At 50.9% G+C, this 16,803-nt stretch carries 11 protein-coding genes; 6 read left to right on the top strand and 5 right to left on the bottom strand.

Going from position 1 to position 16,803, the window contains the following annotated elements:
- Positions 1 to 2 precede the first annotated feature (2 nt).
- Positions 3 to 1,697 carry a GMC oxidoreductase gene (locus C4F51_RS06780; RefSeq protein ID WP_193908355.1) on the bottom strand — a complete coding sequence of 565 codons (1,695 nt, stop codon included), beginning with the start codon at positions 1,695 to 1,697 and terminating at the stop codon, positions 3 to 5.
- Between the two features lie 2 nt (positions 1,698 to 1,699).
- On the bottom strand, positions 1,700 to 2,353 hold the full coding sequence (locus C4F51_RS06775) for a gluconate 2-dehydrogenase subunit 3 family protein (protein ID WP_193908353.1): 654 nt from the start codon (positions 2,351 to 2,353) through the stop codon (positions 1,700 to 1,702).
- A gap of 380 nt (positions 2,354 to 2,733) precedes the next feature.
- Here C4F51_RS06775 and miaB point away from each other — a divergent pair, with 380 nt between their 5' ends.
- From miaB to lnt, 6 genes are all read left to right on the top strand, one after another.
- Entirely contained in the window at positions 2,734 to 4,104 is a 1,371-nt protein-coding gene (gene miaB / locus C4F51_RS06770; protein WP_193908351.1) for a tRNA (N6-isopentenyl adenosine(37)-C2)-methylthiotransferase MiaB, read from the top strand.
- A 233-nt stretch (positions 4,105 to 4,337) separates the two neighbouring features.
- Positions 4,338 to 5,294 (top strand): lysylphosphatidylglycerol synthase domain-containing protein, encoded by a 957-nt coding sequence (locus C4F51_RS06765; protein ID WP_193908349.1) that lies wholly within the window; start codon positions 4,338 to 4,340, stop codon positions 5,292 to 5,294.
- 195 nt (positions 5,295 to 5,489) lie between these two features.
- Positions 5,490 to 6,530 (top strand): PhoH family protein, encoded by a 1,041-nt coding sequence (locus C4F51_RS06760; protein ID WP_193908347.1) that lies wholly within the window; start codon positions 5,490 to 5,492, stop codon positions 6,528 to 6,530.
- The gene (gene ybeY / locus C4F51_RS06755) at positions 6,530 to 7,003 is read left to right on the top strand and encodes an rRNA maturation RNase YbeY (RefSeq protein ID WP_193908345.1); all 474 of its coding nucleotides are present in this window, start codon (positions 6,530 to 6,532) and stop codon (positions 7,001 to 7,003) included. The genes C4F51_RS06760 and ybeY overlap by 1 nt, the downstream gene beginning before the upstream one ends.
- Positions 7,004 to 7,035: 32 nt before the next feature.
- A complete protein-coding gene (locus tag C4F51_RS06750) occupies positions 7,036 to 7,905 on the top strand; it encodes an HlyC/CorC family transporter (protein ID WP_193908343.1) in 870 nt (289 codons plus the stop codon).
- Positions 7,906 to 8,186: 281 nt separating this feature from the next.
- Positions 8,187 to 9,692: an apolipoprotein N-acyltransferase gene (gene lnt / locus C4F51_RS06745; protein WP_193908341.1), complete on the top strand. Its 1,506-nt coding sequence runs from the start codon at positions 8,187 to 8,189 to the stop codon at positions 9,690 to 9,692.
- Positions 9,693 to 9,754: 62 nt separating this feature from the next.
- Here the strand turns inward: lnt and C4F51_RS06740 are convergent, their stop codons facing one another.
- The 3 genes from C4F51_RS06740 to C4F51_RS06730 form a co-directional block, all read right to left on the bottom strand.
- Positions 9,755 to 10,150, bottom strand: coding sequence for a hypothetical protein (locus C4F51_RS06740; protein ID WP_193908339.1), 396 nt, complete (start codon positions 10,148 to 10,150; stop codon positions 9,755 to 9,757).
- A 349-nt stretch (positions 10,151 to 10,499) separates the two neighbouring features.
- Positions 10,500 to 13,496 carry a TonB-dependent receptor gene (locus tag C4F51_RS06735; protein WP_193908337.1) on the bottom strand — a complete coding sequence of 999 codons (2,997 nt, stop codon included), beginning with the start codon at positions 13,494 to 13,496 and terminating at the stop codon, positions 10,500 to 10,502.
- Positions 13,497 to 13,884: 388 nt separating this feature from the next.
- Positions 13,885 to 16,788 carry a TonB-dependent receptor gene (locus C4F51_RS06730; protein WP_193908335.1) on the bottom strand — a complete coding sequence of 968 codons (2,904 nt, stop codon included), beginning with the start codon at positions 16,786 to 16,788 and terminating at the stop codon, positions 13,885 to 13,887.
- Between the last annotated feature and the right edge of the window lie 15 nt (positions 16,789 to 16,803).

Here is a 16,803-nt window from a genome sequence, read left to right as displayed (position 1 = left end):
TTTTAGAGCTTACCTTGTTGTATTTGCTCGTGAGCATAATCCACGGCGCGAGCGGTTAACGCCATGTAAGTAATACTCGGGTTTTGTGTTGCAGAGCTGGTCATACAGGAACCATCGGTAATAAATACGTTTGGCACGTTGTGGATTTGATTCCACTTATTCAACACGCTGGTTTCAGGATCATGCCCCATACGAGCTGTACCCATTTCGTGAATACAAGCCCCAGGCGCTGTCGCATTGTTGTACGAACGGACATCAATACAGCCAGCGGCTTTTAGCATTTCCTCGGCACATTGCACACCATGAGCGCGCAGTTTGTGCTCGTTATCACGCAGCTTTGCATCAAAGGTAATCGTTGGCATACCGTGCTTATCGCGCTTGTCAAAATTTAAATACATACGGTTTTCATGGTAAGGCAGCATTTCACCAAAACAGGTCATGGAAATTGCCCAGGGACCTGGTTGAAAAATCGAATCTTTTAAATTTTTACCCACCACACCGGCTGGAATATTATTGCGACGAACCGCGCCCCCCTGATAACCAAAGCCGCGAATGTAATCTTTTTGCCTGGTTTCATCATCGATATTTGTAAAACGGGGGATGTAAAAACCACCGGGGCGACGGCCCGAATAGTATTTATCCTCAAGACCAGGCAATGTGCCACTGGCACCCATACCATAATGGTGATCCATCAGGTTGTGGCCAAGCTCACCACTGTCGTTACCCAAACCATTGGGGAAACGTTCAGAGCGGCTGTTTAACAAAATGGCGGTAGTACCAACGGTACTCGCATTACAAAAAATAATGCGCGCTTTAAAATCAATGTGTTCGCCCGTTTCGGCATCAATAATGCGCACGCCGGAAGCTTTACCTGTTTCGGGGTTGTACGTAATTTCCTGAGCAATACTGTGAGGACGAAGTGTCAGCAAGCCGGTTTCCTCAGCAACCGGCAAGGTGGCGGTTACGCTGCTGAAATAACCGCCGAAAGGACAACCACGCACACAGCGGTCACGCGCCATACACTGGCCACGCCTACCTTTGTGGACCTCAGGTTTGTACTCGCTCAAGTTGGCAACGCGGCCAGGTGTTACAACGCGGCCGGGGTATTGTTTGGCAATAGTTTCCCGCATCACCTCTTCGGCGCAGTTTAGCGGAAAAGGCTTAATAAACTTGCCATCCGGAACCTGTTTTAAACCTTCAGCCTGGCCTGAGACGCCCACAAAGGTTTCTACCTGATCATACCAGGCTTCAAGATCGGCGTAACGAATGGGCCAATCAATAGCAACGCCTTCTTTTTTGTTTGCCTCAAAGTCAATGTCACTTAAACGATAACAATGACGGCCCCACATCAGCGAGCGGCCGCCCACGTGGTGACCACGAATCCAGTCAAAACGCTCATCTTCATCGTAAGAATATTCGTCGTCTTTATTGATCCAGTGCTTGTTCGGCTGGCGCACCCACCAGCTCAAGCGATTTTGTTTAAAGTAATGTTTGTCGATCTCTTCTTGCGAGACACGTTCTTCCAAAGGCATGTCCCAGGGGTCCAGGTGTGCGGTCGGATATTCTCCGTGGGTAATATTGCGTCCACGTTCCAGCACCAGGGTTTTGTAACCTTTAGTACATAGCTCCATCGCAGCGTAACCGCCGCTAATTCCAGAGCCAATTACAATAGCGTCATATTCGGTTGCGATAGTCATAATTAGAGTGCCCAGGCTTTGTTATTAGTATCTTGAACAGAAATGCAAGGCTGGTAGGTCACCGGAATGGGCAGGTAATTCAGAAATTGTTTGGCCACATTTTCATCCGTCAGATAATAGGCAATAAAATGTTGTTTAAGCTCTATGAATGCTTGTTTGACCGGGGCCAAGTCAGCGTGACTGCTTGTTTCCAATGATTGCAACAAGTCCACCTGTGCATCGGTGTTAAGGCTGTCGAATTTTTTACGATTCAGGTAATTTTGCAAATCCTGCCATTGTGTTTTAAAACGCGTTTTATAGGCGGCATCAAATACCTGGCCCAGCATGGCATCCAGGCGCGTGTGGATGTTGGCCTCGGTTCCAGAGGGGCTATCGGTGCGCGGTAAAATGATGTCAGCCAGTTGCGCCACGAGCAAAAATTGCTCTGGTGTAAAAAAATGCAAAATCGGCAAGCCGGAAAGAGAAGAGCTATCACCCGCTGTGGTTTTGTCGGGGGAGTGTTTCGAGCAACCGGTAAGAATGGCGCTGGCCAGAGGGGCGGAAACAGCGATACCTGTGATCCAGGCTGTGTATTCGAGCACCTGACGTCTATTCATAATATAAGCACCTGCAAGACTGTTATAGGTTATTGTCGGACTTATGGTCAACAATGCCATAAGATGCTACCGGTGTAAATTGGTGTATCCGTGTGGGCGCTTGTGATGACAATTTTTACCCCCTTCGAGGGTGTAAAACTCCCGGATTCGTTATTTTTTCGTGGAAAAATAATGGATTCATCTTCAGAAGATTATCGTCGTGAGCAGCTATTTAAAGTGCGGCCTGAAACGGGAAGATTCAAATGAGAATCCTTTCCAATAATTCGGCCACTGGATGGCACAAATGATTCTGTACAAAATCCCCGATCCTGGTGCCATGAGTGTGGCAAGAGTGGACGTCGGCTGGCAACCCTGGTGCTGAAACTATAGGTTTTAGGACGTTAGACCGTTATAATGCGCCCCTTTTGTTTCTGCATGCTTTTTGATCAGGTAATTCCCGTATGACCGCTACCGAAGCACCCGCCAAAAAACTCTATATCAAGACACACGGCTGTCAGATGAACGAGTATGACTCCTCGCGCATGCGCGACTTGCTGGGTGAATCGCACAACATGGTGGCGACCGAGAACCCGGAAGATGCCGATGTTATCCTGATCAATACCTGTTCAATCCGCGAAAAAGCCCAGGAAAAGCTCTTCCATGAGCTGGGCCGCTGGAAGCGCCTGAAAAAGAAAAACCCCGATCTGGTGATTGGCGTTGGCGGCTGTGTGGCCAGCCAGGAAGGTGCCGCCATTGCCGAGCGGGCGCCCTACGTTGACCTGATTTTTGGCCCGCAAACCATGCACCGCCTGCCGGAGATGATGGAAACCCGCCGCGACAATGGTGTGGTTGTGGTCGATATCAGCTTCCCGGAAATTGAAAAATTCGACCGTCTGCCACAGCCGGATGCAGACGGTGTCAGCGCTTTCGTATCCATTATGGAAGGCTGCTCCAAGTACTGTACCTTCTGCGTAGTGCCCTACACCCGCGGTGCTGAAGTGAGCCGACCGGTTGCTGATGTACTGGCAGAAATTGTTCACCTTGCCGGCCAGGGTGTGCGCGAAGTAAACATGCTGGGGCAAAATGTGAATGCGTATCGCGGCGAAAGCAGCGATGGCACCAGTGTTGATCTGGCAGAGCTGATTACCTACGTTGCCGCCATTGAAGGCATTGACCGCATTCGCTTCACCACCTCGCATCCGGTGGAATTTACCGATGCATTGATTGATGTTTATAACGAAGTACCGGAACTGGTCAGTCATTTGCACCTGCCGGTGCAGAGCGGCTCAGACCGTATTTTGATGGCGATGAAGCGCGGCCATACGGCGTTGGAGTACAAATCCAAGCTACGTCGCCTGAAAAAAATCCGGCCCAATATCAGTTTTTCCTCCGACTTTATTATTGGTTTCCCCGGTGAAACTGAAGCGGATTTTGAAGCGACCATGAAACTGATCCACGACATGGACTTCGATACCTCATTCAGCTTTGTTTATTCTGCCCGCCCCGGCACACCCGCTGCCGACCTGCCGGATGACACGCCGGAAGAGTTGAAAAAACAGCGTCTTAAAATTTTGCAGGATCGTCTGATCCAGCAAGCCATGGGTATCAGCCGTCGCATGGTGGGCAACACTGAACGTATTCTGGTCAGTGGTTACTCCCGAAAAGACCCGGGGCAACTCTGTGGTCGTACCGAGAACAACCGCGTTGTAAATTTCCGCGCCGATGATCCGGCATTAATTGGCAAGTTTGCCGATGTACTGATCGAAGACGCCCTGCCCAACTCCCTGCGTGGCATTCTGATTGCTTCCGAGCTGGACGCGGACTGGTGCTAAGGCACTGTCCGCGCGCCATTTAGTGCAATCAATCACAAACATTGTTCATCATTGGATAGCAGACGCCGCTACACTGAATAGGAATCAAGCAGGCAGCTCCATCGGGCGCCTGACCAGGTCAACCTAAAAGGAAACACCGTGGTATTTCGGGTTATGCATGTATTCACTGCACGTTTTATGGCCGACCTTGCGGGTCGTGCGCCGGTTATATCCGGACAGGCTGGATGTCACGGATGAAGTTGAATAAGGATTTTCTCTGGCCCGTTATCGGCTTGCTGGCTGTCGCCTTCTCCGGTTGGTTGCTGTATCACCAGCTACGCGATATCTCTTTTGACGATATTATCGAAAGCCTGCACGCCATTCCTCTTACCAATTGGTTGCTGGCAGCGCTGGCTACCCTCGCGGCCTATGCTGCCCTGGCCGGTTATGACCGCGTTGCGCTGATGCATTTGCGCAAACGTATGCCGTGGCACTTTATTACCGCCGCTTCATTTACCGCCTACGCTATCGGACACAACATTGGCGCTTCGGTGTTTTCCGGCGGCGTGGTGCGTTATCGCGCTTACTCCGCCAAAGGCCTGAGCGGCCCTGAAGTGGGTGTGCTGGTGGCCTTCTGTTCTTTTACCTTCGCTCTGGGTGCGGTATTGCTCGGCGGTCTGGTGCTGATTCTTCAACCTCATTTGCTCAATCGCTTTTTTGAAGATGCCACGCCGTGGATGTCTTACGCGCTGGGCATCTTCATGCTGGGGTTGATCGCACTCTATGTGGTTGGCAGCAGCCTGCGCTTCAAATCCATTCGCATCCGCAATTTCCGGTTGCAGTATCCCCGCCTTTATATTGTGTTCCGCCAGCTGATCATCGGCCCGCTGGAGCTGGTGGCGGCGGCATCAATTATCTACTTCGCCCTGCCGGAAGCCAGTAACCCCGGCTTTTTGCTGATCCTCGGTATCTTTCTGGCGTCGTTTTCAGCGGCGCTGGTATCTCACGCACCGGGCGGCTTGGGCGTACTGGAAGTGGTGTTCCTGCTGGCACTGCCGGAAGTGAATGCCGCCGACGTTATTGCCGCCCTGCTGGTGTTTCGCCTCTTTTACCTGTTGATCCCCTTTGCCATTTCGCTGGTCATTGTGGTGATTTTTGAACATGCCCAATGGTTGCAGCGCTGGAAATCCATGCGAAAAAATGGATCCTGATAAAAAATTTAATAAACCCACGCAAGCCTTTGTCACCGGATGAAATTATCCGTTCAGCAACCTGACTGTTATAGCGTTTTGGTTGCTGAACGCCGGTTGCGGTAAACCAATTAACCGGTTGTGAGTCTTTCCCCTGCATTCGGAATGGTTTAGTCTTGAATCCTGTTTAGCCAAACGAGCCTTGAAACCCTTTTAATGAATATCCCTGCCGTTTCCATCTCTGACGCTTCATCCTTACCTTTGATGCTCGAACCTGACGATAGCAAACGCCTCGCCAACCTGTGCGGGCAATTCGGTCAGCATCTCCGCCAGATTGAACAACGCCTGAATATTGTGATTCAACACCGCGGTAATCAATTTACCCTCAGTGGTGCCCGTCACGTTATCGAAACCGCAGCCCAGTTGCTCAGGCAACTGTATAAAGGCACCGCAGAAACCGAACTGACGCCGGATGAAGTCCATCTCGCCCTGCAAACATCCGGTATAGAGGAATTAATGGATCAGGTTAATCATAGCGACACAGAAATCTCCGAAGATGCTGACCAGAGCAGCGAAGGCGGCTCGGTCATCATCAAGACCAAAAAAGTCACCATCAAGCCCCGCGGCCTTAATCAGCAGCGTTATGTGCGCTCGGTGCGCAACAACGATATCAACTTCGGTATTGGCCCGGCCGGTACCGGTAAAACCTATCTGGCGGTAGCCTGTGCGGTTGAAGCCTTATTGAAAGATGAGATCGAGCGTATCTTGCTGGTGCGCCCGGCGGTGGAAGCCGGTGAAAAGCTGGGCTTTCTGCCAGGCGATTTAACCCAGAAAGTCGACCCTTATCTGCGCCCGCTGTATGACGCACTCTACGAGATGCTCGGCTTTGAGCCGGTCGGCAAGCTGATTGAACGCGGTATTATCGAAATTGCCCCGCTCGCTTTTATGCGTGGTCGTACCCTGAACAACTCGTTCGTGATTCTCGATGAGAGCCAGAATACCACCCGCGAACAAATGAAAATGTTCCTCACCCGTATCGGTTTTGGCACCACCGCGGTAATTACCGGCGACCCCACCCAGATCGACCTGCCACGCGGCCAGGCCTCCGGGTTGCGCCACGCCATTGAGGTGCTGGATCAGGTAAAAGGCATCAGCTTTACCCATTTCACCTCGCGCGATGTGGTACGCCACCCGCTGGTGCAACGTATTGTTGAAGCCTATGAACACTTTGAAAAAACCGCGGAGTCGAAAGACTGATGCACGTGCAGGTGGATATCGAAGTTGCCAGCACCAGCCGGCAGATTCCCGACAGCGCACTGATAGAACAGTGGATTGGCGCCGCGCTGGCGCAGGTTGAAGACTTCAACCGCGACGATGCCGAAGTCAGTTTGTACATTGTTGATGAAAGCGAAGGCCAGGAACTGAATCAGCAATACCGGGAGAAGAACTATCCCACCAATGTATTGTCTTTTCCGGCGGATTTACCGGAAGAACTGAACCTGCCACTGCTGGGCGACCTGGTGGTTTGTGCACCGGTTGTTGAGCGCGAAGCAGTTGAGCAGAACAAGCCACTGGCTGCCCATTGGGCACATATGCTGGTACACGGCACCTTGCACTTGCTCGGCTTTGATCATATTGATGATGATGAAGCAGAAGCAATGGAAGCACTGGAAACCCGCATTCTGACGAGTTTGGGCTTTGATGCGCCCTACTCGTCGGAAAATATTTAAACTTTATGACCCGTAGTTAACAGGAAAATACCATGTCGGAAGACCCCACGAGTAGTAGCGTTCAGCGCCACTCCGATCGCCCCGAAAAACAGGATCGATCCTGGCTGGACAGATTGCTCCACGCCTTCAGCGCTGAACCCAAATCCCGCGAGGAATTACTGGAAATCATCAAGGATGCCGCAGACAAACAACTGCTGGATCAGGAAGCGTTAAGCATCATTGAAGGGGCGCTGGACGTTTCTTCATTGTTTGCGCGAGAAATCATGGTGCCACGCTCGCAAATTGTGGCCGTTCATATTGATGATTCGCCCCGGGAATATTTGCCGCGCATCATTGAGTCAGGCCACTCACGCTTTCCGGTGTATGGCGACTCGATGGACGATATTCGCGGCATTTTGCTGGCCAAGGATTTATTGCGTCTGATGCTGGAGGAGAATGAACACCTCTGCCTCGACTCCATCCTGCGCCCGGCCAACATCATTCCCGAGAGCAAGCGCGTTAATATTCTGCTGCGCGAGTTCCGTGAAAAGCGTTACCACATGGCGTTGGTGATTGACGAGTACGGTGCTATTTCCGGCCTGCTGACCATTGAAGATATTCTCGAAGAAATTGTCGGTGACATCGAAGATGAAACCGATGAAGACATCAGCGACGAATACATCAAGCAAGTTAGCGAAACTGACTATATCGTCAAGGCGCTGACCCCGATTGAAGAATTCAACGAGTTCTTTGAAGCGGAATTCAGCGATGCCGAGTTCGATACCATCGGCGGTTTGCTAATGCAGTCTTTCGGCCATTTGCCAAAGCGTAACGATGTCACCCTGCTGGATCACTTCCAGTTCCGGGTACTCTACGCGGACAACCGGCAGTTACACCTGCTGCGCCTTACGGTTAACCCCTGAGGCTTACACGGCGCACCTTGCTTCGGCGGGGTGCGCCGTGTTGCTATCACCCGCCCATCCCTGCACGTCCCCTGCCCCGACGGTTTTATAAAAGCAACGCAGCGGTTTCGCTTTGCTGAAATGCTTCCATCTTTTTGCCGGTTTTATTCTATAGTATGCCCACCCAGGCAGAATGCACGGGTTCAAGCGCTTGCGCCCGTCGGCCCGCTGACCGGCAATTAATATCGCTCCTGAACCACTTCTGCTGCCTTTTACTCCCGGTTATGGAATTGATTCTCCGCATGAGCTCAAGGTTTATTCGTTATTTTGAAAGCGCGCCGCGCTGGCAGCTGGTGCTATTAACACTGTTGGGCGGTGCGCTGATTCCGCTTGGTTTTGCTCCGTTTTTTATCTGGCCCATTCTGATTCCGGCGCTGGCAGTACTCATGCTGGTATTGCGCAACCGCAATGCCCGGCAAGCGCTTTTATACAGTTTCACCTTTGGCCTCGGCATGTTCGGCAGTGGCGTTTCCTGGGTGTATGTAAGCATTAATGTATTTGGCGGCGCACCACCGCTGCTGGCTATGGTTATGACGCTGATCTTTGTCAGCTTCGTCGCGCTGGTGTTTGCCCTGCCCTTTTGGCTGCATGGCCGCTTTTTCAGCCGTCACCCACAGGGGTTATTACTGGCCTTCCCATTACTTTGGTTTTTGGGAGAGTGGACCCGCTCCTGGTTGTTAACCGGCTTTCCCTGGCTGTATGTCGGTTACGGTCATTTGAATACACCCCTGGCAGGCTGGGCACCGGTGCTCGGTGTATCCGGGGTGAGTTTGCTGAGTGTATTTACCGCCGCGGTGCTGGTGCATTTGAGCTACACACCGGCGCGTTCGCGCAGTGCTTTTCTCACCACCACAGCCGCGTTACTGCTGTGGGCTGGCGGTGCTTTGCTGCAACAGGTTTCCTGGACGCAACTCGATAAGGAACCGATCCGCGTGGGCATGGTGCAGCCGGATATTGCACAAGACATTAAATGGGAGCTGAGCTATGTTCAGCCAACGCTGGATATGCTCACCGAAATGACCGATGAACTCTGGGAGAATGACTGGATCATCTGGCCGGAAGCGGCGGTGCCGCTCACTTACCAGCAAGCGTTGCCTTTTTTAAATGAGATCAACAACAAAGCGGCAGAAACCGGCACCGGGCTGGTAACCGGTATTATTTTTGATGATCGCGATCAGCAGCGCTATTACAACTCGATTGCCGGCTTCGGCGAGGCGATGGGTATTTATCACAAACGCCGCCTGGTGCCCTTCGGTGAGTATGTGCCGCTGGAGCAGTGGTTGCGCGGCTTGATCAGCTTTTTTAATTTGCCCACCTCCATCATCAGTGCCGGCCCCTGGGAGCAGCACAATTTACGCATTAACCAGACGGACATCACCCCGGCTATTTGTTACGAACTGGCCTATCCGGAGCTGCTGGCAAAAAGCGCACAAAAAACCCAGGTGCTGCTGAGCATCAGCAATCTCGGCTGGTTCGGCCAATCCATTGGCCCTCACCAGTTTATGCAAATGGGCCAAATGCGAGCGCTGGAAACCGGTCGTTACCTGATTTACAGCACCAATAATGGCAGCAGCGCCCTGATCAATCACAAGGGCCAAATAGAGTTGGAAAGCGAACCCTTCACCCGCCAAACCTTAAGCGGCAGCATTTACGCCGCCAACGGGCAAACACCCTTTATGCGTTTCGGCCATTGGCCGCTGGTGATTCTGTCGGTGTTCGGGCTGGCCTTGCTGGGCTACCGGAAATAAAAAAACCCTGCCGTCTCACAACGGCAGGGTTTTCGCATTGTAGCAACAGCAGTTTAAACAGCTTAACCGGTCACCGCCGCTAGCGGTTGCTGTTCCGGGGCAGCGAGCATGGCAAAAAATTTATGCTGCTGCTGAACCGACGATATCGCCTCGCCTTTCGGCGCGAGCGGTGTAAAACCTACCCACTCAAAACGCCAGCGCCACAAACAGTGATCATCTCCGGCCACACGCAATTCAATCAATTCAAAACGCGTCGGTTCAATAGAAAAGTGATCACGCAGTTGAAACGCAAAATGATCCGCATTTTTTGCCACCAGGCTGGAAGCGGCATTACCGGCCGCCGTTAAAAAAACATAGTCTCTGGTGTCAGTCGACATATGAGTTACGCTCACTGAAACCTGCTGGCCAAGACGGTTGCGAAGTTCTATCAGTGTAAAATCGGCCTCATATCGCATCATGGGTTCATCCGCTGTGATCAGTTTTTATGGGGTTTGAATTATTGCCTGCTTGAGACAAACGAACAGGGTAATGGTTCTGAGCTTGTGGTAAAAATTTGAAAAGCCTCTTTTCGCCCTGTTAGCGGCCTGCCGCTGCGCTATCCCTGAAAAGTCCGGGCAAAAAAAAGCGCCCGAACAGAGCGAATCTGCAGGGCGCAAGGACACTAACAAAGCTACACATGAAAAAGTCAATTCGCCCCTGTTGCCAATGTGCTAACAACAGCGGGCGGGCATTGAGCACCATCCTTTGTGCTCCTTACAAGGTAAAAGTTCGCCTGCCCTGCAACCCTCTCAGGGCAGATTTGCCAGGTTAAAAACTGGCTCTCAGCGTTAATGCGTACCGCGTATCATTGGTGAAGTAAGACGCGTAGTGATCACCGGCGCCATCCTTGTTCTGTTTCATGATGGTACGTGTCTCGGAGTTGGTCAGGTTGTTCATCTCAAGCCCCAGCGACAGGCTGTCGCTAAAGCGGTAGAAAATCGAACCATCCAGCTGACCGGTGTCATCACTGTAAACCGGCAGTCGCCAGGCCATATCCTGACTTACGCCAACGCCGCCATCGGTACCGTTGAAACCGTTAGGGCCAATGGACATCAGGTACTCATCGCGCCAGCTCCACGCCAAACGGATAGACAACGGCCCTTTTTCAAACATACCTACCAGGTTGTAAGCATGTTTGGAGAGCCCCTCATAAGGCAGCTCACCTACATACATACGACCATCGGTATCAATCGGCGCGATCAACTGATCCGGGTTGGAAGAATCTACCGATAACGGAATTTTGGTGGTGCTATCAATGTAGGTGTAGTTGGCCTGAATACCCAGACCATCAAACGGCTCTGGCAAGGTATCGAAGAACTGGCTGTAACCAATTTCAAAGCCCTGGATTTTTGCCGAACCTACGTTCACCGGCTGGGTTACCAGATAGGTTTGCTGCGCGCCGGACAAGTCTGCGTACTGCTCTTCCACGCTCTGGTTACGAATAATGCCGCTGATATCCTTATAGAAGAAGTTCAGGTTGGCCATACCGCCCGAGTCGTTGAAATACCATTCAAAGGACACATCTACCTGATCGGCCTTGAGCGGACGCAAGTTCGGGTTGCTGTTTGAACTGGACGTTAAACGCCAGGTATTGAGCACCTGATCCTGGGTCGCATTCAATTGCTTGTAGGCTTGCATCTGGCTGAAATCCGGACGGGCAATCGCCTGGGATAACGCCAGACGGGTAACCACCTGATCGGTCAGCATCATCCGCAAATTCAAACTCGGCAATACATTGGTGTATTTATTGCCGGCTGAAATAGCTTCTGACTGGCCATTACCAAAAGGCGCTTCGTCCGGATAAATCAGGAAGCCATCAGAGCTGGCATCGGTCTGCACCACTCGCACACCGATGTTACCGTCAATCGGTTTGGCCAGATCGTCAAAGCCGAAACGCACCAGACCGTAAGCCGACCAGGTTTTTTCGGTTTGAATATTCCGCCACTGCGGGTCGTGTTTGTTGCGCAAATTGTATTCGCCTTTATACAGCGAATAAGGATGACCTAATGAGTCGGCATATTCCGCCGCATCGCGGTAAAGGTTAACCAGACCGTTCGGGTAATCCCGCGCGATGGAAACATTCGGCGCCCACACCACGCCTTGCAAATTGGCATCGCCACGGAAGAAGTTTTTAAACTGATTCAGTGTCATCTGCGAACCATCCTGCATGTACGGCATGCCAAGATTATTCACATCCAGCCCTTTGAGCACGATGATGTTGCCATCAGCATCTCGCTCGCTTTGCGAGTCGGTGGTCATCCACGGTTGGAAAATCGCATCCCAGTGATAACCGGTATTGATATTGTCGGCTTCACGATCAGTAAAACGCGCACCGAATTTCACGGACTTGATAAAAGAATCATCAACGTTGTATTGCGCATCCGCTTTAAAAGCAAACTGCTCGGCTTTTGCATCCTCGATATGAGGCATGGCAAACGCCCAGTAATAATTGGTCGGGTCTGCCAGATGGTTGGCATCGGTAGTAATTGAAGGCAGGCTGCCGCGCAAGTCGATATCAATAGAGTCGAGATTGATACCGGTCGCTACGGTATTATCCAATGAGTCGGTAGTGGAATCGGTGTACTGAATATCAGCATTGAATTCCCAATTATCACCGGATTGCCATTTGATACCAGCCGAATAATCGGTAGTGACTGACTCACGATTGGAAACACGAACGTCAGCACCGAAAGGAATGCCCGGAACCTGGGGAGCCCATTCCGGTGGCGCCGAGTTGGTGAAAGTACCTGACTGGTAAACGCCGTTGCTGTCAAACACAGAGTCGGCAGACGGGTTGGTGGTCCATGGGCTATTTTGTACAAAAATAGCGTCTTCCTTCCACGACATATCGTATTCGCTACGGAAGATGGTAAACCAGGTTTCCGTCGTTTCATTTGGCCGCCACTGGAAAGCCGCATAAGAACCCAGACGTTCGCGATCAAACATCATGGTACGCCAGTCGGCGCCCTTGGGAATCCAGGCGCGCTGGCCGTCCGGTAAAATATCATCACGTGCAAAAAAGGGACGCACAAAAATACCGTCGGTGCGCGTGGTAATTTTTGAAGAAGCGACATCCAGCAACAAACCGAACTCACCGGCTTCTGTGTCCCAGCGGTTACTGTACAAGGCCGACCATGAAGGTTTGACCTCTTCCGCGAAATCTCCGTAGTTGGCGCTTGCCGAGAAAGCGATGGTACGGTCATCATTGTCAAAAGGCATTTTGGTACGCAAATTCACTGTACCGCCCAAACCGCCCTCAATCATATCCGCTGATGGGTTTTTATACACATCAACGCCCGCCATCAATTCCGCCGGCACATCTTCAAACGATAAACTGCGACCACCACTGGCCGAAAAAGTATCGCGACCGTTCAGTTCACTGCGCACGTGTTTCATACCACGAATGGCAACACCGCTACCTTCAGCAGAGAAATGCTCCGGGTCGTTGATAGACATGAAACGTTCGATGGTTACACCGGGAATACGCTGAATCGCTTCTGTAATACTGCGGTCAGGTAGTTTGCCGATGTCATCGGAAACAATCGAATCCACAATTTGCTCAGCATTTTGTTTCAACATCTGCGCCGACTGAATACTGCCCCGCTGCCCGGACACCAGTACCTCTTCTACTACACCTGCTTCCTGCTGTGCCATGGTGGGCAGTGCAACACCTGCCGCGCCCATCAATAAACCAATCCCTGAGGCGATACGAATACCAACTGCTAATTTTTTCTTCACAAACGGATAATTATTTTTAGCATGCATAACAACCTCCAGACCATTAAATACCCACCACGGTTATCGTTATTTTTGTCGCTATGTTTTAAAACAACTCGACAATGTGGTGAGACCTGCCACTGTCCGACCGCTGATGCGAGTTATCATTAAAAAAAGCACGCAATGTTTGCGCTAACAATTCGCAGCCGGAGTTCAGCACAGGAATCCTATTACAGGAATTCCAATATGATCCGAAAATAGATACAGCTTTACACAACTTCATATTTATAAGTGCAATTAACAGAAACCGATTACATCACTTACATTTGTGAAGTTTCATCAAACCAGGCACTTACAGAAATAAACAAAAAATAATTAAAAAAAAGCCCCTGAAGGTCAGGGGCTGCAATTTAAAAATTACCTACTGCTATTAAGATTAAAAATCCATGCGCAAGGTCACACCGTAGCGACGATCACCGAGAAAGCTGTCACGGTGGCGATTTTTAAAGCCCTGATAGGTATCGGTGCGGCTATCAGTTAAATTAACGCCATCAACACGCAAACTGAAGTTTTCGTTAATGTGCCAATTAACAGAAGCATCCAACTGGCCGAAATCCTTGTTATAAATGGGCAGATTTTGCGTACCATTACCTGAGGTAGTTCTCAAATAATCATCACGCCAGTTGTACGCCAAACGGAAAGACCAATCGCCCCATTCGTACATACCCACCAGGTTGTAACTGTTTTCTGACAGACCTTCCAACGGCACCATCATCGCATTGCCTTCAAGGTCGGTAGAGAAAGGACTGGGCGCTTCGCTATCCACATAGGTGTAGTTCGCCTGGAAACCCAAACCGGACCAGGCACCTGGCAGGAAGTCGAGGAATGCCGAAACACCAACTTCCACACCAAGAATTTCACCTTTATCGCCATTGAGCGGTACCTGGGATTCAAACCGCCCGGTTTCAACCTGGTTGGTTAACGGATTGGTGTAAACCATTTCCTGATACAGAGTTCCTTCAGCAATAAAGTTCTTCACATCTTTATAAAACAGGGTCGTGTAAGCCATACCGCTTTCAGAGAAATACCACTCCAGCGAGGTATCAAATTGTGATACTTCCATCGGCTTCAATTCCGGGTTACCGCCAGAAGCGTTAAGTCCGGTAATTTGACTGGTGTTGCTATCAATGGAAACTGATAAATTTACGTTCGGATCCATCAGGTCAAAGCCCGGGCGACTAACACCTTTGGATGCCGCGAAACGCCAGAATATGTCATCCGCCAGCGTTACACGCACATTCAAACTGGGCAAGGTATTCACATAATCATTGTCGTAACTGATCGGGCTGTAAGTACAGTTATTACCGTCCTGATCACAGGATTCTGCCGAGCCGGATGAATTGACTTTGGTCTCTACAATACGAACACCGAGGTTACCATCGACCGGGAAACGGCCAACTTCGGTAGCAAAACGCAACATACCGTAAATAGCCGAGGTTTTTTCTTCCTGATTATTGGTTTGCAAAGGGCCAAAACCGGGAATGCCATCCAGACGTGAACCGGCGTCCAAATGGTTTTGCGTCATGTAGCGAACCACTTCATCAGAAAAGCTGCCGGCCAATTGCGAACTGGCTGCCAAAGTCACACCATAGGAATCACTTTTGCCGCGCATAAAATCGGTGAACTGGTTGGAACTCCAATTGCCGCCGAAACGCGGGTCATCCAGTGGGAAAACCACACCCCAGTTTCCTTCATTGGTGCTGTCTTCAGGCTGCAGATTATTGGGGTTACACTCCGGCATCAACGGGCCGCCAGTTTCACCGTCGGTACACTGCCAGCTGTGCACGCGAATCGGCGTCCAGGTTGACCACTGCATTGACTGGTTGCGCGCCTCACGATCGGTAAAACGCACGCCCGCCGAAAAAGCTTGCAGCGGGCCGGCATCGAGAAATTCCCATTCACCATCAAAGCGAACCGCCAGCTCAGTGCCACGGTTTTTGTCGTGATGCGGAAGCACCCAGCTCCAATTGTAATTGGCAGGGTTGGTCAAATCAGCCGTAGAAGGATCTTCACCGGCTTTATGCGCTACCGACATGCCGGGATAATCACCGCGCAAATCCATGTGCAACACCGGGGCAAGCGCATTCACCGAAATAATGAAATTTTCACCTTTGGTTTTTGCATCAACATATTGCAAGTCACCGCTCAGCGTCAGCTGGTCGTTGGGGCGAAATTTAAAACCGAATGATGTGTCGGAAGTAACCGAGTTACGACGATTCAAACCGGTATTGGAATCAATGTTTACATCAACAAATGAACCGGTAAGAAAATCACCGGAATTGCTGAAGGTAAAATCATTTACATCATAGGGTGACATTGGTGAGTCTTCGTCTTCTGCAGGCAGAAACGCGAAATAGGAATAATCGAACAAGGTCATTTCGTAATCGGAACGAATATGTTGCGCGTAAAATTCCAGGTCCTCATTGGGCGCCCACTGCACGGACACCGCAGTGCCCATACGCTCACGGTCACCAAAACTGCTGTTGATACCGCTGCCCGCCGGCAAATAAATACCTTCACCGGCAGTGCCACCAAACTCACCGGCGTCGCGCAACCAGAAGGGTTCTGTTACTACCGTGTCCTGACGGAAAGCACTTTCCTGATAGGAAAGGTTGACCAGCACACCGATTTCACCAATGCCGGTATCCCAGCGATTACTGAACAGGCCGGAGATTTGCGGTTTTTCCTTATCAATAAAATCGTAATGATTCATGCCGACGCTGGCAGAGAGTTTCATGCCGTCGAAATCGAAAGGCTTGAAGGTGCGCAAATTAACTGTGCCGCCAATACCGCCCTCAATCAATTCAGCGCTGGGGTTTTTATACACGTCTACCCCGGCCATCAACTCGGCGGGTACGTCTTCAAATGACAACCCGCGCCCATTGCTGGCGGTGAAACTTGAACGGCCATTCAACTCGGTGCGCACGTGGGTTAAACCACGAATAGCAACGCTGCTCCCCTCACCCATGTGCCGGGTAATTTGAATACCGGAAATACGTTGCAGGGCTTCCGCGACGTTCATATCCGGCAGTTTGCCAATATCGGTCGAGACGATCGAATCTACCAGCTGGCCAGATTCTTTTTTAATGTTAAGTGCCGAGGCAGCACTGGCGCGATAACCTGACACCAGAATTTCCTCAACCTGATCATTGGCACCTTGAGACTGGGCAACCGCAGGCATGGCCAGCCCCGCCGCACCCATCATCAGGGTAAAACCGGATGCGGCCTTAACGGCAAGTGTCAGTTTTTTCTTAAAGAAGGTTTTGTGGGTAGAACTCATTGTTACTCTCCAGTT

The organism is Cellvibrio polysaccharolyticus, assembly GCF_015182315.1.
Taxonomy (GTDB): domain Bacteria; phylum Pseudomonadota; class Gammaproteobacteria; order Pseudomonadales; family Cellvibrionaceae; genus Cellvibrio; species Cellvibrio polysaccharolyticus.
The sequence above is the reverse complement of the archived record's forward strand: the minus strand, read 5'-3'. Positions and strand labels throughout refer to the sequence as shown.